At 71.5% G+C, this 18657-nt stretch carries 11 protein-coding genes; 1 reads left to right on the top strand and 10 read right to left on the bottom strand.

The genetic code is table 11. From position 1 onward, the window contains the following. Positions 1-83: 83 nt before the first annotated feature. The gene (proB, locus tag O1Q96_RS08045; RefSeq protein WP_269253526.1) at positions 84-1190 is read right to left on the bottom strand and encodes a glutamate 5-kinase; all 1107 of its coding nucleotides are present in this window, start codon (positions 1188-1190) and stop codon (positions 84-86) included. A 397-nt stretch (positions 1191-1587) separates the two neighbouring features. Between proB and O1Q96_RS08040 the strand changes: the two genes are divergently transcribed. Beyond that, on the top strand, positions 1588-3672 hold the full coding sequence (locus O1Q96_RS08040) for a hypothetical protein (protein WP_269247495.1): 2085 nt from the start codon (positions 1588-1590) through the stop codon (positions 3670-3672). A gap of 358 nt (positions 3673-4030) precedes the next feature. On the opposite strand, the gene obgE is transcribed toward O1Q96_RS08040, so the two are convergent. The 9 genes from obgE to O1Q96_RS07995 all read right to left on the bottom strand — a co-directional run bounded on the left by obgE (position 4031) and on the right by O1Q96_RS07995 (position 18609). Next, a complete protein-coding gene (gene obgE / locus O1Q96_RS08035) occupies positions 4031-5470 on the bottom strand; it encodes a GTPase ObgE (RefSeq protein WP_269247494.1) in 1440 nt (479 codons plus the stop codon). A 145-nt stretch (positions 5471-5615) separates the two neighbouring features. Further along, positions 5616-5870, bottom strand: a complete 255-nt coding sequence (rpmA, locus tag O1Q96_RS08030; RefSeq protein ID WP_189775945.1) for a 50S ribosomal protein L27 — start codon at positions 5868-5870, stop codon at positions 5616-5618. Positions 5871-5884: 14 nt separating this feature from the next. Beyond that, positions 5885-6205 carry a 50S ribosomal protein L21 gene (gene rplU / locus O1Q96_RS08025; RefSeq protein ID WP_006374708.1) on the bottom strand — a complete coding sequence of 107 codons (321 nt, stop codon included), beginning with the start codon at positions 6203-6205 and terminating at the stop codon, positions 5885-5887. Between the two features lie 275 nt (positions 6206-6480). Further along, complete coding sequence (locus O1Q96_RS08020; protein ID WP_269247493.1) at positions 6481-7833, bottom strand: phospholipase D-like domain-containing protein; 1353 nt, start codon at positions 7831-7833, stop codon at positions 6481-6483. Between the two features lie 338 nt (positions 7834-8171). Next, the gene (locus O1Q96_RS08015; protein WP_269247492.1) at positions 8172-12422 is read right to left on the bottom strand and encodes an Rne/Rng family ribonuclease; all 4251 of its coding nucleotides are present in this window, start codon (positions 12420-12422) and stop codon (positions 8172-8174) included. A 248-nt stretch (positions 12423-12670) separates the two neighbouring features. Next, positions 12671-13468, bottom strand: coding sequence for a TIGR03936 family radical SAM-associated protein (locus O1Q96_RS08010; protein ID WP_269247491.1), 798 nt, complete (start codon positions 13466-13468; stop codon positions 12671-12673). A gap of 48 nt (positions 13469-13516) precedes the next feature. After that, positions 13517-14893 carry a hypothetical protein gene (locus tag O1Q96_RS08005; protein ID WP_269247490.1) on the bottom strand — a complete coding sequence of 459 codons (1377 nt, stop codon included), beginning with the start codon at positions 14891-14893 and terminating at the stop codon, positions 13517-13519. Positions 14894-14995: 102 nt separating this feature from the next. Continuing rightward, positions 14996-16954, bottom strand: a complete 1959-nt coding sequence (locus tag O1Q96_RS08000) for a TIGR03960 family B12-binding radical SAM protein (protein WP_269247489.1) — start codon at positions 16952-16954, stop codon at positions 14996-14998. Positions 16955-17094: 140 nt separating this feature from the next. Continuing rightward, positions 17095-18609, bottom strand: coding sequence for a CYTH and CHAD domain-containing protein (locus O1Q96_RS07995; RefSeq protein ID WP_269247488.1), 1515 nt, complete (start codon positions 18607-18609; stop codon positions 17095-17097). Between the last annotated feature and the right edge of the window lie 48 nt (positions 18610-18657).

The following is an 18657-nucleotide window of genomic DNA, read 5'->3' as shown; positions in this document are numbered from 1 at the left end:
ACGGACGCGGCCGCTGACCGGACAGGCCGCTCCCGGCGGGCACCGCAGCGGGCGCTCCTGGCCGGAGGCCGCCCTCCGGCCGTTCACGGGCTCAGCAGCACCAGATCGTCCCGGTGCACGACCTCGCGCTCGTACGCGGGCCCCAGCTCGCGGGCCAGCTCGTGCGTGGAGCGCCCGATCAGCTGCGGGATCTCCTTGGCGTCGAAGTTGACGAGCCCCCGGGCGACCGCCCGTCCGGCGCTGTCGCGCAGCTCCACGGGGTCGCCCGCGCTGAAGTCGCCCTCGACCGCCGCGATGCCCGCGGGCAGCAGGGACGTACGCCGCTCGACGACCGCGCGCACCGCCCCGTCGTCGAGGGTGAGGGCGCCCTGCGGGGTCGACGCGTGCTGGAGCCACAGCAGGCGGTCGGCGGAGCGGCGGCCGGTGGCGTGGAAGTACGTGCCGGTGTCCCGCCCCGCGAGGGCGTCCGCCGCGTGGACCGCGCTCGTCAGCACCACGGGGATGCCGGCCGCGGCCGCGATCCGGGCCGCCTCCACCTTGGTGACCATGCCGCCGGTGCCGACGCCCGCCTTGCCCGCGCTGCCGATGTCGACGTGCGCGAGGTCCGCCGGAGTGCGTACTTCCGCTATCCGCGAGGTGCCGGACCTGCTGGGGTCGCCGTCGTAGACGCCGTCCACGTCGGAGAGGAGGACCAGCAGGTCGGCGCGTACGAGATGGGCGACGAGCGCGGCGAGGCGGTCGTTGTCGCCGAAGCGGATCTCGTCCGTGGCCACGGTGTCGTTCTCGTTGACGACCGGCAGCGCGCCCATCGCGAGGAGCTTGTCGAGGGTGCGGGAGGCGTTGCGGTGGTGGGCGCGGCGGCTCATGTCGTCGGAGGTGAGCAGCACCTGGCCGACCCGGACGCCGTAGCGGGCGCAGGAGGCGGTGTAGCGGGCGACCAGGAGGCCCTGTCCGACGCTGGCGGCGGCCTGCTGGCGGGCCAGGTCCTTGGGGCGGCGGCGCAGGCCCAGCGGAGCGAGGCCCGCGGCGATGGCGCCGGACGAGACGAGGACGATCTCCCTCTCCCCGCCGCTGCGGCTCGTGGCGAGCACGTCGACGAGGGCGTCCACGCGGTCGGCGTCGAGGCCCCCGGACGCGGTGGTCAGTGACGAGGAGCCCACCTTGACGACGACCCTGCGGGCCTCCGCCACACCGGCCCGTCCGCCGCCACCGCCTTCGGCCGGAACCCTTCGGGCCGCCCCCTCGTCCTGCCCCGCTGCCGCCTGCCTTGCCGCTGACACGCTGTACCCCAATGCTCCCGACCAGCCCGGTCCGTGCAATCTACGTGACGGTGGGTGGCGGCCGCCCCCGCGTTTCGAGTGGCGGACGCCGGGGCGCGGCTCACGGCAGGCGGGAGAGGCACCTCACAGCTTCCCGTCGTTTTAAACCGATATCCGGTGATAGTCCTCACGCAAGATTGCTAGGCGGCCCGCAGAGGTCATACGGTCAGGGATCGGCCTCTCCCGTACGAGCTCCAGGGAGGTACGGCGAGGCCCGACCTCCACGCTTCCCCCCCATCCGCCGCCCCCCCTCGCAGGAGCCCATTCCGTGCCCTCCGCCGGACTCGCCCCCCGCCGCATCGTGCAGCTGTTCGCGCTGTTCTCGATGTTCGCGCTCTTCACGGCTCAGATCGTCTCCGCTCTGCTGCCGAACGTCCCGGTGTTCATCGCCGCGAGCGCTGCGGGCCTAGCCCTCGACGTGTTCCTGCAGTACCGGGATCCCGGACTGCTCTCACTGCTCGGCAAGGTCCGCTTCGACGTAACGGTCCGGCAGTTGCTCCGCGACATGCTGATCCTGGTGGGACTCCTGCGGATCGACGGCATCAACCCGATGCGCGAGCAGGCACCGCTGCTGATCGCCCTGTGCGTCTTCTACGCCCTGCACTTCGCCTGCCAGGCCATCGCGATCATGGTGCGCCGCACCCGTACGCTGCCGATCGTCACCCGCAACATCGACGCGTCCGCGCTGCGCCTGACCGCGGCGCCGCCCCGTGTCCTGGCCCGCCGCCCGGGCCACCGCCTGCTCACCTTCTCCGTCCCGGCCACGGCCGGGCTGATGGTCACCGCGGCCACCACGGACGCCTACTGGGGCGGCATCGGCCTCGGTGTCTCCCTCGCCCTGATCGGCGGCGGCACGGTCTACCTCGCCACCTGGCTGCTGCCGAAGAAGCGCGCCAGGAGCGAGCAGAAGGTCATGGAGTGGCTGGACAAGTGGCTGGCCGACTACCGGCCGACCGTGGCCATGTACTTCTCCGGCGGTACGACCTCCGCGTACCAGGCGAACATGTGGCTCTCCACGCTCTCCTCGGTCGACGCCAAGCCGCTGATCGTGCTGCGTGAGCGGTTCATGGTGCAGAAGATCGACGCCACCGACGTGCCGGTCATCTGCTTCCCGAAGGTCTCGACGATGTTCTCGCTGGAGAACTCGACGCTGAAGATGATGCTGCACCCGGCCAACGCCGCGAAGACCTCGCAGGTCCTGCGCATCCCCACGGTCAAGCACGCCTTCATCAACCACGGCGAGAGCGACAAGCTCTCCTCCTGCAACCCCTACGCGAAGGCGTACGACGAGGTGTGGGTGGCCGGTCCCGCGGCCCGCGAGCGGTACGCGCTGGCCGAGGTCGGCGTCGAGGACAAGGACATCGTGGAGGTCGGCCGCCCGCAGCTCGCGCCGATCCGCCCGTACTCGGGAGCGCCGACGGGCACGTTCACGACCGTTCTGTACGCCCCCACGTGGGAGGGCTGGGACGGCAATCCCGGCAACACCTCGGTGGTGCTGGCCGGCGAGAACATCGTGCGGCGGCTGCTGGCCGACGACGGCGTACGGCTCCTCTACAAGCCGCACCCGATGACCGGTTCCGTCGAGCCGCGCGCGGGCGCCGCGAACGAGCGCATCATGGCGATGATCCGCGAGGCCAACACCAAGCGGTCGGGCGCCCGTCCCGACGCCGGTGCGGCCGCCGAACTGGCGCGCCGGACGGCCGAGTTGGACAAGCTGACCTCCACCGACTTCCGGGTGAGCGCCGACGAGATGGAGCGGATGCTGCTCCAGGGCGCACCCCGGGGTGACCGCGAGGCCGCCATCACCGAGGCCACGCTGGCCTGGGAGAAGGCGTACTGGGCGTCCTTCCCGGAGTGGGAGCACCAGATCGTCACGGACGCGCGACCGGCCATCTTCGCCTGCTTCAACGAGGCGGATCTGCTGATCAGCGATGTCTCGTCGGTCGTCTCCGACTGGCTGTCGAGCGAGAAGCCGTACGCGGTGGCCAACACCTCGGGGATGTCCGAGGCCGCGTTCCGCACGGGCTTCCCGACGGTGTCCGCGGGTGTCGTCCTCGCGCCCGGTGCCGAGGGTGTGCCGGCGCTCCTGGAGTCGGTCCGCCGGCCCGAGAAGGACACCTTCGTGGCGGCCCGTGCCGCGCTGAAGGAGCACCTGCTCGGCCCGTCCGACCCGCCGTCGCTGGCCCGCTTCAACGGGGCGATCGACGACCTGTGCACGAAGGCCGACGCGCGGCGCGTACGGATGGAGTCGCGGCTCGCCGCGGAGATCCCCTCGCCGCGGTCGGCGAAGGAGGATGCGGCCGAGGAGGCCGCGCAGGACCCGAACGAGGCGGAGGATTCCGTCAGCGCGTAGCGCTGCCGCGTACGCGGACGAAAGCGGGGCCCGGAGATTCTCCGGGCCCCGCTTTCGTCCGCGTACGGGTACGGCTACGAGTTCGGCTGCGGGAGCGCGGGGGCTGGTCGCGCGGTTCCCCGCGCCCCTCAAGAGGGGCCGAACTCGGATTCCGGGAGTCGCCCCCGCCAGGGGCGCGGGGAAACACGTCCACCCCAGCCCTCCCCCTCAGGGGCGCGAGGAACGGCGCGACAAGCCGCCATCGGCCCGCGGCGAACACACCCACCCCCAACCCCTCAGGGGCGCGGGGAACTGCGCACCAGGCCCCCTCCGGGCAGGCGGTGAACACATCCACCCGCCCGGAGGGCACCGCGCCCGGTCAGAACGGGTTGAAGTCGTCGAACTCCTGGTCCGCCTCGTCCCGCTCCGCCTGCTTGTCGCGCCGCCGCTGCGCAGCCGGCCGCGGCTCCTCGAGGCGGTGGTCCTCGCCACGGCGCCCGAGCATCTCGGCGCCGGCCATGACCGTGGGCTCCCAGTCGAAGACGACGGCGTTCTCCTCGGGGCCGATGGCGACGCCGTCGCCCGAGCGGGCGCCCGCCTTCATCAGCTTTTCCTCGACGCCGAGACGGGCGAGACGGTCGGCGAGGTAGCCGACGGCCTCGTCGTTGCTGAAGTCGGTCTGGCGGACCCAGCGCTCCGGCTTCTCGCCGCGGACGCGGTAGAGGCCGTCCTCCTCCTGGACCACCGTGAAGCCGGCGTCGTCGACCGCCTTCGGACGGATGACGATCCGCGTGGCCTCTTCCTTGGGCTTCGCCGCACGGGCCTTGGAGACCAGGTCGGCGAGGGCGAAGGAGAGCTCCTTGAGGCCCGTGTGGGCCACCGCCGAGATCGCGAAGACCTGGTAGCCGCGGGCCTCCAGGTCGGGGCGGACCATGTCGGCCAGATCCCTGCCGTCCGGCACGTCGATCTTGTTCAGAACGACGAGGCGCGGCCGACGGTCGAGGCCGCCGCCGTACTGCTTCAGCTCCTCCTCGATCATGTCGAGGTCGGAGACGGGGTCACGGTCCGATTCGAGGGTCGCCGTGTCGAGGACGTGGACGAGCACCTCACAGCGCTCCACGTGCCGCAGGAACTCCAGCCCCAGGCCCTTGCCCTGGCTGGCCCCCGGGATCAGTCCCGGCACGTCGGCGATCGTGTAGACGGTCGAACCGGCCGTCACGACACCGAGGTTGGGGACGAGCGTGGTGAACGGGTAGTCGGCGATCTTCGGCTTCGCGGCCGACAGGACCGAGATCAGCGAGGACTTGCCCGCGCTCGGGTAGCCGACCAGCGCCACGTCCGCGACGGTCTTCAGCTCGAGGACGATGTCCTGCATACCGCCGGGTACGCCCAGCAGGGCGAAGCCGGGCGCCTTGCGGCGGGCCGAGGACAGCGCGGCGTTGCCGAGGCCGCCCCGGCCGCCCTCCGCGGCCACGTACGTCGTGCCCTGGCCCACCAGGTCGGCGAGTACGTTCCCGGCCTTGTCCTGGATGACCGTGCCGTCCGGCACGGGCAGGACCAGGTCCTGGCCGTCCTTGCCGGACCGGTTGCCGCCCTCGCCGGGCCGGCCGCTGGTGGCCTTGCGGTGCGGGGAGTGGTGGTAGTCGAGCAGCGTGGTGACGGACTGGTCGACGACCAGGATCACGTCACCGCCACGGCCGCCGTTGCCGCCGTCCGGGCCGCCGAGCGGCTTGAACTTCTCCCGGTGAACGGAGGCACAGCCGTGACCTCCGCTACCCGCGGCGACATGCAGCTCGACGCGGTCCACGAAGGTGGTCATGGAATGTGCCTCCAGTTACGTACGGAAAATCTCTCATCGATGATCACCGATCGTCGCCGCCCGGTGATCACTACTCTGTTGAAACACGCGAAAGGCGGACCCGCTTCCCGTACGGGAAGTGAGGTCCGCCTCGCGAAAGAACCGGTCAGGCGACCGGAACGATGTTCACGACCTTGCGGCCACGGTGCGTACCGAACTCGACCGCACCGGCGGCCAGCGCGAACAGCGTGTCGTCCTTGCCACGGCCGACCTTCACGCCGGGGTGGAAGTGGGTGCCACGCTGGCGGACCAGGATCTCACCCGCGTTGACGACCTGACCGCCGAAGCGCTTCACGCCGAGCCGCTGGGCATTGGAGTCGCGACCGTTCCGGGTGGACGATGCGCCCTTCTTGTGTGCCATCTCTCCTCAGTCCCTTACTTCGCAGCCGCGGGGATCTCAGTGACCTTGATCGCCGTGTACTGCTGGCGGTGGCCCTGACGACGGCGGTAGCCGGTCTTGTTCTTGTAGCGAAGGATGTCGATCTTCACACCCTTGTGGTGATCCACGATCTCGGCCTGGACCTTGATGCCGGCCAGCACCCACGGGTCGCTGGTCACAGCGTCGCCGTCGACAACGAGCAGGGTCGAGAGCTCGACCGTGTCGCCAACCTTGGCAGTGGAAATCTTGTCAACCTCAACGATGTCGCCGACAGCAACCTTGTGCTGGCGACCACCGCTGCGCACGATGGCGTACACGCGGATCTCTCTCTCGCTCGAAATCGGAATCCCCGCAGTCCAGCCGTCGATGAAGACAGACGGCCTCTCCCGGGGTGTGAGCCACCGGGAGGAAGAGGTTTACGGGAATGCGGTGCATCAGTGAACACACCGAGGGTCAAGGTTACGGGGCCCCGACCTGGGGGTCAAACCGGGTCCGGACCGCCCCCCAGGCCGGACCACGCCCAGGGACGCCCGGGGACAACGACGGGCCCGGAGCGGGTCTGCTCCGGGCCCGGTCGCACGTCCTACGTCGCCTACACCGTCGGCTTCTCGCCGTCCGCCGGCAGCGGCTTCACGCCCTTGCACAGGTCCGTGGCGTCCGCGGTGCCCGGGTAGGCGACCTTGGTCACGCGGTCGAAGTGGACCTTGTACATGTCGTGCACGGCGTCGTCGTCGACCTTCACGATCGACTCGTCGTTCTCGCGCAGCGCGGGACCCGTGTAGTTCCCGGAGCCGGTGAAGCTGACCTTGTTCTTCACGCCGTCGTACATGCCGTCGATGAGGATGTACTTGGAGTGGATGATGTACGGCGTCGCCAGCTTCTGGCCGGGGTTCAGCGGGTCCCGGTCGTCGTTGTAGCACCGCACGGTCGGGCCACCGGTGGTGTGCATCTTCTCCCAGGTACCCTTGGTGCCGCCGGTGCTCTTGGCGCTGTCGGACTCCGCGTAGACGATGCTCACGGAGCAGCCCGCCTTCTTCAGCGAGACCAGCTTCTCCGCGATGGCCAACCGCGTGATCTTGAAGATCGCCACCCGGACCTTGGTCGACTGGGTGACGCCCGCGGTGTCCTTGTACGTGCAGGTGACGTTGTTGAGGATCGAGTACACCGTGTCGGTGGCCCGGGTGTTGCCCGCCCGCGGGAAGAAGTACGCCTTGTAGAGGCCGTTGCTCACCGTGCGGTAGTTCCAGGACTCCCAGTCCTGCGCGACCATCGTGTCGAAGTAGTCCGCGTACGCGTCGTACATCGTCGGGTTGTTCGGCAGCATCAGCGCGTCGTTGAAGAAACGCGTGTGCGCGGACGGCGTGGAGTTCGAGGTGGTCTCGACGACCACGTTCGTGGCGCCCTGGACCGCCGAGAACAGCCAGAACTTGTTGTGCATGATCGACTGCCCGAACTTCGGGTCGCCCAGGCACGACTTGCTCTCCGGGCAGGTCGCGACGTACGAGCCCTGCGTACGGTCCGTGCCGAGGCCCGAAGCGAGCGTGCCGTACGCGGTGTTGGTCGGGCGGTCGCTGATGCTGGACTCGTCGAGCAGCACCTGGACGTCCACACCGCGGTTCTTGGCGGCGACGAGCGCGTTGACGACGCCGGCCTCCCACACATGGTAGACCGCGACCTTGATCGTGGAGCCGGGCAGCGCGGAGTTCGTCAGCTCGATCAGCCGCGTACGGATCGCGGCCTGCTGGTCGGTGGTGCCGAGCGGATCGTTGAAGATCGGCCCCTCGGTCCAGGTCGGGTTGTCGACGGCCTCCGCCGTACCGGCCGACGTGGCGGCCTGGACGCCCGCCGCGGACAGCACGGTGGCCAGCGCGACGACCTGACGGCCTCCCTTGACCGGCTTCGCAGCACGGTGTCGCCCAGTGCCCTTCAGGCGCACGCGCGCCATTTGATCCCCTCCCCCTGACACGTGTGAGCGTTCTCCCCAACGCGCACCCGCGTATGTGTCATGACTGCTCAATTTTTACAGGTAAGTGATCGCGTTCCAAGGGGCGGGGGGTAAGTGTGATATCCATGATGCCCCTGAAAGGGTGTCAGGTCGCGCCAAATCGGGCGCACTGAAAGGCAGTTCGGGGAACGTCACAGGGCGTCCGGGTCACGTCGCCCCCTCCGCCGGGTACAGCGGCGCCCTCCGGACACGCCGACGCCCCCCGACCGGCTCGGTGTCCGCCGGTCGGGGGGCGTCGTGCTTCAGGGCTCGCGCCCCGGGTGTTCGGCCTGCCCTCGTCAGTCCTCGTCGGTGGAGGCCGTGACGGTGGACGGCGTCTGCTGCTCCGCCGCCGCGGTCTTCTTCGACGTCGACTTCGCGGCCGTCTTGGCGGTCTTCGTCGCCTTCTTGGCCGTGGTCTTCTTCGCCGCCGTCTTCTTGGCCGCCGTCGTCGTCTTCTTCGCGGCGGCCTTCTTCGCGGTCGCCTTCTTGGCCGTCTTGCGGGCCGTCTTCGTGGCCGGAGCCTCGTCGCCCGCTCCGGACGCGTCCGCGGGGGCCTCGGCAGGCGCCTCGGCGGCCTGCGCCGGGGCTTCGGCGGGCGAGGACGGGACGACCACGACGGCGGACTCCGCGGACGAGGCGGGCGCGGTGGCCTTACGGACCGCACGGCGCCTCGGCCGCGCCGGGGCGGCACTGTCGACGGCGGGCTGCTCCGCCGTGGGGGCGGCCTCCGCGGCCTGTTCCACCTTGGGCTCGGCGGGCGCGGCGACCGGCTCGGTGACGGTCACCACGGCCTCCTCCGCCGCCTTGGGCGAACCGGCCGGCGCGGAGACCTTGCGGGTCGCCCGACGGCGCGTACGCCCCTTGGGAGCGGCGTCGTCGACAGCGGGGGCTGCCTCGGCGGCCGCCTCGACCACCGGGTCCTCGGCGGCGACGGGCGCGGCCTGCGCGACCGCGGCCGGCTCCTGCTGCACGGGACGCGCGATCTCGTCCTCGGTCGTCACGGACTGCGCGGTCGGAACCTCGCTCCTGCGCTCGGACCTGCGGGACTCGGACCTCGGCGCACCCGCCGGGGCCGACGCCCGCCGACTCGTGCGGCGACGCGAACGGCCACGCGTGGCAGCGGCCTCCGCCTCGGCGGCGCTGCTGTAGAGGTCCTCGTCCGGTACGAACTCGGGCTCGAGCAGCGCGACCGGCTCGGCAACCTCCGCGGCGACCTCGGCGGCCGTCTCGACCGGCTCGGGCACGTCGGCCGTCTCCGGCTCGTGCGTGTGCTCGTGCTCATGGGTCTGCTCGGCTCCGCCGCGACCGCGCTTCTTGCGCTTGCCGCCGCCTCCGGCGGAGGTCGGCTGCTCCATGTGCACGATCACGCCGCGGCCGTTGCAGTGGACGCAGGTCTCCGAGAAGGACTCCAGCAGGCCCTGACCGACCCGCTTGCGGGTCATCTGGACGAGGCCCAGCGAGGTGACCTCGGCCACCTGGTGCTTCGTACGGTCGCGGCCCAGGCACTCCAGGAGGCGCCGCAGCACCAGGTCCCGGTTGGACTCCAGGACCATGTCGATGAAGTCGATGACGACGATGCCGCCGAGGTCGCGCAGCCGCAGCTGGCGCACGATCTCCTCGGCCGCCTCCAGGTTGTTCCTGGTGACCGTCTCCTCGAGGTTGCCGCCCTGACCGGTGAACTTGCCGGTGTTGACGTCGATCACGATCATCGCTTCGGTCTTGTCGATGACCAGCGAACCGCCGCTCGGCAGCCACACCTTGCGGTCCAGCGCCTTGGCGAGCTGCTCGTCGATCCGGTACGACGCGAAGACGTCGACCTCGGAGGTCCACCTCGACAGGCGGTCGGCCAGGTCGGGCGCGACGTGCGAGACGTACCCGTGGATGGTCTCCCAGGCTTCCTCGCCGCTGACGATGACCTTGGTGAAGTCCTCGTTGAAGATGTCGCGGACGACGCGGACGGTCATGTCCGGCTCGCCGTACAGCAGCGTCGGGGCGTTCGAACTGCCGCCGCTCTTCGCCTTCTTCTGGATGTCCTCCCACTGCCCCTGGAGCCGCTCGACGTCACGGCTCAGCTCGTCCTCGCTCGCGCCCTCGGCGGCGGTGCGCACGATGACGCCCGCGTCCTCGGGGACGATCTTCTTGAGGATGGTCTTCAGGCGGGCCCGCTCGGTGTCGGGCAGCTTGCGGCTGATGCCGGTCATCGAGCCCTCGGGCACGTAGACCAGGTAGCGGCCGGGCAGCGAGACCTGGCTCGTCAGACGGGCACCCTTGTGGCCCATCGGGTCCTTCGTGACCTGCACGAGGACCGACTGGCCGGACTTCAGGGCGCTCTCGATGCGGCGGGGGCCGTTGGCCATGCCCAGCGCCTCGAAGTTGACCTCACCGGCGTACAGGACCGCGTTGCGGCCCTTGCCGATGTCGATGAAGGCGGCCTCCATCGACGGCAGCACGTTCTGGACCTTGCCCAGGTAGACGTTGCCGACGTACGAGGTCGACTCCTCCTTGTTGACGTAGTGCTCCACGAGCACGTCGTCCTCGAGGACACCGATCTGCGTGCGCTCGCCGCTCTGGCGGACGACCATCACGCGCTCGACGGCCTCGCGGCGAGCCAGGAACTCGGCCTCGGTGATGATCGGGACGCGGCGGCGGCCCTGCTCGCGCCCTTCACGGCGGCGCTGCTTCTTGGCCTCGAGGCGGGTCGAGCCCTTGATGGACTGCACCTCGTCCGAGCTGTCGTGGGACCGCTCTTCCTTCTTGCGGGGCTCGCGGACCTTGACGACCGTGCGCTCGGGGTCGCTGTCGACGGCGTCGGCCTCGCCGGAGGAGTCACCGGCCCGGCGGCGACGGCGACGGCGGCGACGGCTGCTGCTGGAGCCGCCGGCGTCCTCGTGGTCGTCCTCCGCGTCCGCGGCGTCCTCTTCGGTCTGCTCGGCGGTGTCCTCGGTGTCCTGGGCGGTCTGCTCACCGCGGTCGGACTGCTCACCGGCGAACTCGTCACCGTCCGCGTCGGCGGACTCGCCCCGGCGGCGGCGACGGCCACCACGGCGGCGACGGCGGCGCGAGCCGGTCTCCTCGTTGTCGTCGCCCTCGGCGGCGTCCTCGGCGGACTCCTCCTCGGCCGGTTCCTCGTCGACGGGCTCCTCGGCCTCGGGGGCACTCTCCACCACCGGGGCGGCGGGCTCCTCGGCCCTCCTGCGGCGGCGCCTGCGCGGCCCGCCGGTCTCCTCCTCGACGACCGCGGGGGCGGCCTGCTGGACCGGCTCCACGACCTCCTCGGCCTCCTCCGGGACGTCCTCCTCGGCCTCGGCCGCGGCGGCTGCCGCGGCACGCTCGGGCGTCTGGAACATCGGCTCGGCGAAGACCGGCGCCTGGAACACGGCGACGGCGGGACGCCCGGGGCGCCGGGACGACTCGTCCTCCGCCTCCGCGGTCCGGCTCGGCGCGGGTGCGGAGAAGCCTCCGGCCGCCTTGCGGGTGGCTCGCCGACGGGCGCGACGCGGAGCCGCTTCCTCGGTGTCGGCGGAGGTCTCGGTCTCGGCGGACCGGTCGTTCTTGGCAGCGGCCACGGGGGCCTCCCTGCGCTCGTCGCGGACAACGGCCTCGGCGGGCTCGGTCGCGGTGGGGGTCTCGGCGTGCTCCGCCTCGGGCGGGGTGGCACGGCGAGTGGGCTCAGTGGCAGCCTCGGCGGGCGCCACCGGAGTGGTCTCGGTCTCCGCCTGGGGCGCACCGGCGGGGGCGGTGGCCCGGCGTGTGGCGCGACGGCGCGTACGCGGGGCGGGGGCGGCCTCGGCCTCGACGGCCGGTGTCTCCTCGACGGCCGGTGTCTCGGCGGGCGCGGGGGCCTCAACGGCCACCGGAGCGGCCTCGACCTCAGCCGTCTGCGGCGCACCCGTGGGAGCGGACGCCCGACGCGTGGCACGACGGCGACGCGGAGCCGGAGCAGCCTCGGCCTCGGAGACGGCAGCCGCCTCTTCGACAGCGGGCTCGGCGGGCGCGGGGGCCTCAACGGCCACCGGAGCGGCCTCGGCCTCAACCGTCTGCGGCGCACCCGTGGGAGCGGACGCCCGACGCGTGGCACGACGGCGACGCGGAGCCGGAGCAGCCTCGGCATCGGAGACGGCAGCCGCCTCTTCAACGGCGGGCTCGGCGGGCGCGGGAGCCTCAGCAGCCACCGGAGCCGCCTCGGCCCCGGTCGTCTGCGGCGCACCCGCGGGGGCGGACGCCCGACGCGTGGCACGACGGCGACGCGGAGCGGGAGCGGCTTCGGCGGCCGGCGCCTCGTCGGCAGCCTGGCTCGGGGCGGACGCCCCGGTGACCGCAGCCGCCTCTTCGGTCTCCTCCGCCTCTTCTGTCGCGAGGTCGGTGGAGGTCACAGCCGGTATGGCCGGCGCAGTGGTCTCTGCCTCGGGGGCACCCTCGGCGTTCCCCGAGGGAGGTCCCGCGGGGCGTGAAGCGGCACGACGGCGCCGGCGCGGCGGCAGCGTGTCGCTCGGGGTGCTGTTCTCGGAGCCCGTTGCGGACTCGGTGGGTTCGGTCGGCTCAAGCATGCGGGTGGATCTCCCGTCAGGCTCCCGGGCGCCGCAGATCCGGTGACGTCCGCGGCTCGCGCGATGCGCGGTGCCGCCGTCCGGGGGCGCGGGCGCCGCACGGGAGCTCTCTGTGTCCTGTCTCGCCGGTTCCGTACGCCCTGTGCGTACGGCCTGGCGAAAGTCTTCTGGTCGGTGCGCTGCCCGACCCAGGTGGCTCCCGGATACGAGGGCGGCGCTTCGACGTCCGTCCCTACGCGGGACCTTCCTTACGCCGACGCCTTCGCGGCGGCAGAAGCGGTGTCCCCGGAAAACGCATTCGGGGAGGATGCTGCTGCCTCGCGGTCGGGCGCGAGCGGGTCGGTCACCGTGCCGGTCTCTTCATCGAATAGCCCCTGCGCCAGCCTGGTCACCGCTGCGGGGACCGGCGGCGCCAGGTCGGCCACAGCTCGGAGACCGGACAGAACGTCGTCGGGTCGAACGGCAGGCGTCACGTGCCGAACAACCAGCCGCAGTATCGCACAAGCCTGGTCGGTCGGCCTATCAGCCTGGGGACCGTGCGCCTCCGGCGGTGCGCTGTGCGCCTCCAGACCCGCGACGGCGCCGCGGGCGTCGAAGGTGCGCATGCCGTTCTTCGCCTTGCGCCGGACCTCGACGGTCTCGGCCGACATGAAGGCGTCGACCGCCCGCTCCGCGTCCTCGGGGGACACGCCGTCGAGGCGCAGTTCCCACACGGACGCGGTGAGCCGGTCGGCGAGACCCGAGGTACGGGCCTCCACCGCGTCGATGATGTCGAGCCCGGTGGGCAGCGACTCGTCGAGGAGCTCGCGCAGTGTGTCGGGGTCGCGCGTGTCGGTGAGCGCGATCTCCAGGTACTCGGCCTCACTGCCCGTGCCGGTGGGTGCGGCATTGGCGTACGACACCTTCGGGTGCGGCGTGAACCCCGCCGAGTACGCCATGGGCACCTCGGCGCGGCGCAACGCGCGCTCGAAGGCACGCTGGAAGTCGCGGTGGCTGGTGAACCGGAGGCGGCCGCGCTTGGTGTAGCGCAGTCGGATGCGCTGCACCGCGGGTGCGGGCGGCGGGCCTTCGGGCTGTCGCTTGCCCAGTGTCGTTCAGTCCTTCGTGAGTGCGGTCGTACTGCTACCTAGAGTACGTGTCCCGGCGGCCGGCGGTTCCCGGCGGGAGCGGTCCGGCTCCGGCCGGACGGTCCCGGCGGGCTTGACCAGGCGTACCGGTTCCGGTGCTGCCCGGGGTCCGGCCAGGGGCACCGGCTCGGGTTCGCGCGGGGCTCCGAACAGCATGCGCCGGATGTCGGCCCTGGTCTGCCGTGCCGTCTCGCGGGCGCTCGCCAGGGCCTGCCGGGTGGCGCGGCCCACACTGCGGGCGGCCTCCGCCGCGGGCCGCCAGACGGCATCCCGTACGAAGTGCCCCATCGGAGTGAGCACGCTCCGGTACGCCCACCGCACCGGCTCGACGAAGATCCACCGGAAGAGTCGTCCGAGGAAGCGCCCGACGGCCAGCGACACGTACCCGGCGACCCGCCACGCATGCCCCAGGGCCTCGCCGATCTCCCGCGCGACCACGGCGATACCCCGCCCGACCGGCGCGAGCACCCAGCGCCACAGGGCGACGAGGGGTACGACGAAGATCCACCGCAGGAGGGTCCCGACGACCATGGCGAGCCAGGACACCCCTGCCCAGACTCCCCGGCCCACCCATGAGATGCCGGTCCACAGACCTCGGCCCACCCATGTCATGCCGGCCCACAGTCCCCCGCCGATCCATGTCATGCCGGCCCACAACCCGCTGAAGGCCCACACGACACCGGCCCACAGTCCGCGGGCGGCCCAGGCGATGCCCCGGCCGGTCGGCGCGAGGAGAGCCCGGTACAGCCAGCCCGTGGGCGAGACCACCGACACACGCCACAGCCAGGCGCATCCGGCCCCGAACCCCCTCAGCGCCCACACGACGCCGTGCCCGACGGGCGTCAGCACCCACGCGTACAGCCACAGGGCGGGGACGACGAGCAGTACGTGCCCGAGCCAGGCGAGCCCTCGCCCCACGGGCACCACCACGTAACGCCACAGCCCCACCCACGGCCAGACGAACACCAATTTGCCCAGCCACGTCAGCCCGTACCCGAGCCCGGTCAGCAGCCACGCGACGACGGTCGCGATGCCTTCGAGCAGCCACGCCGCACCGCGCCCGACCGGCGCGAACACCCACATGAACGCCCGGCCGAGCGGCCGGAACAGGAGGTCGTTGAGGAACCGGCCGCCGACGACCAGCGCGTCCCACGCCATCCGTACGGGCACCACCAGCACGAACACCACGATCCGCACCGGAATGCGGATCGCGACGGCGAGACATCCACCGGGAGCGGCGTCAGGCCGCGGCACGGGCGCGCTGGAGCCCTCGTACAGCTCCGGCGACGCGCCCACCCCGGGCGGCTCGGGTGACGCGGGCGGCGGTGACTTCTCCAGGTCCATGTCCACGAAGACGCGTGAGCGGCCCGTACGGATGCAGAACCGCGGCTTTCGTCCCCGCCCGCCCCCCGGCTCTGCGCCGGCGGGGCCTTCGAAAGGCGTCGGTCAGTGCACGTGTCCGCTGACCGCCGGCTTCTTCACCGTGAGGGGGAGCAGCTTCTTGCCGGTCGGGCCGACCTGGATCTCCGTCTGCATCGCGGGGCACACGCCGCAGTCGAAGCAGGGCGTCCACCGGCAGTCGTCGACCTCGGTCTCGTCGAGCGCGTCCTGCCAGTCCTCCCAGAGCCAGTCCTTGTCGAGACCGGAGTCGAGGTGGTCCCAGGGGAGGACCTCCTCGTAGGTGCGCTCACGGGTGGTGTACCAGTCGACGTCCACCCCGAGGGCGGGGAGCGTCTTGTCGGCGCACTGCATCCAGCGGTCGTACGAGAAGTGCTCGCGCCAGCCGTCGAAGCGGCCGCCGTCCTCGTAGACGGCGCGGATGACGGAGCCGATGCGGCGGTCGCCGCGGGAGAGCAGGCCCTCGACGATGCCGGGCTTGCCGTCGTGGTAGCGGAAACCGATGGAGCGGCCGTACTTCTTGTCGCCACGGATCTTGTCGCGGAGCTTCGTCAGGCGGGCGTCCGTCTCCTGCGCCGACAGCTGCGGGGCCCACTGGAACGGCGTGTGGGGCTTCGGGACGAAGCCGCCGATGGACACCGTGCAGCGGATGTCGTTCTGGCCGGAGACCTTGCGGCCCTCGGCGATCACCTTCATCGCCATGTCCGCGATCTGGAGGACGTCCTCGTCCGTCTCGGTGGGCAGGCCGCACATGAAGTACAGCTTCACCTGGCGCCAGCCGTTGCCGTACGCCGTCGAGACCGTCCGGATGAGGTCGTCCTCCGAGACCATCTTGTTGATGACCTTGCGCAGGCGCTCGGAGCCGCCCTCGGGGGCGAAGGTGAGGCCCGAGCGACGGCCGTTGCGGGTCAGCTCGTTGGCCAGGTCCACGTTGAACGCGTCGACCCGGGTGGACGGGAGGGACAGGCCGATCTTGTCCTCCTCGTACCGGTCCGCCAGGCCCTTGGCGAGGTCGCCGATCTCCGAGTGGTCCGCCGAGGAGAGGGAGAGCAGGCCCACCTCCTCGAAGCCCGTGGCCTTCAGGCCCTTCTCGACCATGTCGCCGATGCCCGTGATGGAGCGCTCACGGACCGGGCGGGTGATCATGCCCGCCTGGCAGAAGCGGCAGCCGCGCGTGCAGCCGCGGAAGATCTCCACCGACATGCGCTCGTGGACCGTCTCCGCGAGCGGGACGAGGGGCTGCTTCGGGTAGGGCCACTCGTCCAGGTCCATGACCGTGTGCTTGGACACGCGCCACGGGACACCCGACCTGTTGGGGACGACGCGGGCGATCCGGCCGTCCGGCAGGTACTCGACGTCGTAGAACGCCGGGATGTACACCGCTCCGGTCCTCGCGAGGCGGAACAGGACCTCCTCGCGGCCGCCCGGCCTGCCTTCCGCCTTCCAGGCCCGGATGATCTCGGTCATGTCGAGCACGGCCTGCTCGCCGTCGCCGATGATCGCCGCGTCGATGAAGTCGGCGATCGGCTCGGGGTTGAACGCGGCGTGGCCGCCGGCCAGGACGATCGGGTCGTCGAGGGTGCGGTCCTTGGACTCCAGCGGGATGCCCGCCAGGTCCAGCGCCGTCAGCATGTTCGTGTAGCCCAGCTCCGTGGAGAAGGACAGGCCGAAGACGTCGAAGGCCTTGACCGGCCGGTGGCTGTCCACCGTGAACTGCGGGACGCCGTGCTCACGCATCAGCTCCTCGAGGTCCGGCCACACGCTGTACGTGCGCTCGGCGAGCACGCCCTCGCGCTCGTTCAGGACCTCGTAGAGGATCATGACGCCCTGGTTGGGCAGCCCGACCTCGTACGCGTCCGGGTACATGAGCGCCCAGCGGACGTCGCAGGCCTCCCAGGGCTTGACCGTGGAGTTGAGCTCTCCGCCGACGTACTGGATCGGCTTCTGCACATGCGGGAGCAGAGCTTCGAGCTGTGGAAACACGGACACAGCGGTTTCGGCAGGCATCTGGCGAACCTTCGTGAGCTGACGGGGGTGATCCTCAAGCGTAACGCGCCCGGAGGCACCCCCCGTCCGTCGTTCGGAGCAGTGCCCGCCGGGTTCCTCCCCGGCGGGCCCGGGCCGTGCCGGGGCTCCTCACGGGCCGCTCACAGGGCCGTTCTGCTCCTGACCGCCTCCCACGCCTCCGGCAGCCCGGCCTCCACCGCTGCGGCGGTCCGCTCCTCACGCCCGTACAGGACCCCGTAGGTGAAGCCGCTCTCCCCCGCCGTGTGCGCCTCGGCCGCCAGGTCCAGCAGTGCCTCCCGGGCCATCACGCTGTCCTGGTGCTCGCCGAGCAGCCCTTGGAGGGACTTCATGTCGCTCACCAGGCGCTTCGCGGGTCCACCGAGTACGGGAACGGCGAGCTCGGCCGCGTAACGGGCGCGTTTGGCCTTCTTGCGGGCCTCGTGGACGGCGAGGTCGCGGACTGTTCCGGTCGGCAGCTCCACGGCTCTGCCGACCAGCTCCGACAGTTTGTCGAAGTCCTTGCGCAGCGCCTTCGTGATCGCCTTGTCCGTGGTGCCCGCGGCGGCCTTCAGCAGGGGCGGCGTGGCGAGCAGGGAGTCGAGGGCGACCAGCAGATCCAGGTAGCGCCCGCCGTCGAGGACCGCGATCAGCCGGCTCCGGGAGCCGGCCCGGCGGTCGTGCGCCCAGGTGCGCAGGCGTTCACGGACGGGCCCGGCGAGCAGCCGGGGCGGCAGTTCGTCGAGGGCCGCCGTCAGCCGTTCGGTGAGGACCTCCTGGTCGCGGTCGACGCCCAGCTCCCCCGCCAGCCACTTCAGTTCGTCGCGGATCGGGTCGGTGACGGCCCGGTCCAGGATGCCGCCGTACGAGCGGAACGTGCCGCGCAGTCTGCGGGTGGCGACGCGCATGCTGTGCACCGCGTCGTGGACGTCCCGCCGGACGGCCGGGTCGAGTGCCACGATCGCGTCGCGCTGGGCACGGACGTAGGCGAGGACGTAATCGCCCGCCGTGACCGGCGCCGCCCCGACGACGGCTTTCCGGCGCGGCTTGCGGCCCGTCTCCTCCAGCGCCCTGGCCAGCTTGGAGGCGGACCTGGAGCGCGAGACACCGGCTTTGCGCAGCTTCTTCTCGACCTTGTCGAGGAAAGCGGGGTCGCCGTCGTCCGCCAGCTCGACCTCGATCTCGGTCCAGGCGGTGGTGCCGTCGCCGCCGCTGAGCCGCTCGGCCCGTACGCGGTCGACGCTGATCTCGGCGAGCAGTCCCCCGGCGTCGTCGACGAGGTGGCGGACGTCGCGGGACGACAACAGCCGTACGACGGGGACGAGTTCGGCGTCGCGCACCCGGGAGCGGACGAGGGAGGTGAGGGCGTGGGGCACGGTGTCGGACAGCGGGGCGTGGATCTCGTCCCGTACGCCGTCGGACACCGGGAGTTTCAGGTGCCAGCCCGCGTCGTCGCCCCCGGTGCGGCGGCGCAGGGTGAGTGACGCGGCGGCGAGGCGCTGGTCGGCCGTGTCGTAGTAGGTCGCGTCCAGTTCGGCGACGCCCTTGTCGACGACGGCCGAGACGCCCCGGACACGCGTCAGGTCCGGCAGCTCCGACAGTCCGGCGTTGTCATCGGCTTCGTACTTGCGCTCGATCTCCCGCTTGGTGTCCACCATCCCCTGAATCTAGGCCCCGTGAGGGACGCGGGGAACTGCCCGCCCGGT

This window comes from Streptomyces aurantiacus (assembly GCF_027107535.1).
Taxonomy (GTDB): domain Bacteria; phylum Actinomycetota; class Actinomycetes; order Streptomycetales; family Streptomycetaceae; genus Streptomyces.
This window is presented reverse-complemented; position numbering and strand designations above follow the sequence as displayed.

What these genes read in the sequence shown, in the direction of transcription:
- O1Q96_RS08015 (WP_269247492.1), bottom strand. Translation starts at nt 12,422, where the DNA reads ATGCTTGAGCCGACCGAACCCACCGAGTCCGCAACGGGCTCCGAGAAC.
- rpmA (WP_189775945.1), bottom strand. Translation starts at nt 5,870, where the DNA reads ATGGCACACAAGAAGGGCGCATCGTCCACCCGGAACGGTCGCGACTCC.
- O1Q96_RS08005 (WP_269247490.1), bottom strand. Translation starts at nt 14,893, where the DNA reads ATGGACCTGGAGAAGTCACCGCCGCCCGCGTCACCCGAGCCGCCCGGG.
- O1Q96_RS08020 (WP_269247493.1), bottom strand. Translation starts at nt 7,833, where the DNA reads ATGGCGCGCGTGCGCCTGAAGGGCACTGGGCGACACCGTGCTGCGAAG.
- O1Q96_RS07995 (WP_269247488.1), bottom strand. Translation starts at nt 18,609, where the DNA reads ATGGTGGACACCAAGCGGGAGATCGAGCGCAAGTACGAAGCCGATGAC.
- obgE (WP_269247494.1), bottom strand. Translation starts at nt 5,470, where the DNA reads ATGACCACCTTCGTGGACCGCGTCGAGCTGCATGTCGCCGCGGGTAGC.
- O1Q96_RS08000 (WP_269247489.1), bottom strand. Translation starts at nt 16,954, where the DNA reads ATGCCTGCCGAAACCGCTGTGTCCGTGTTTCCACAGCTCGAAGCTCTG.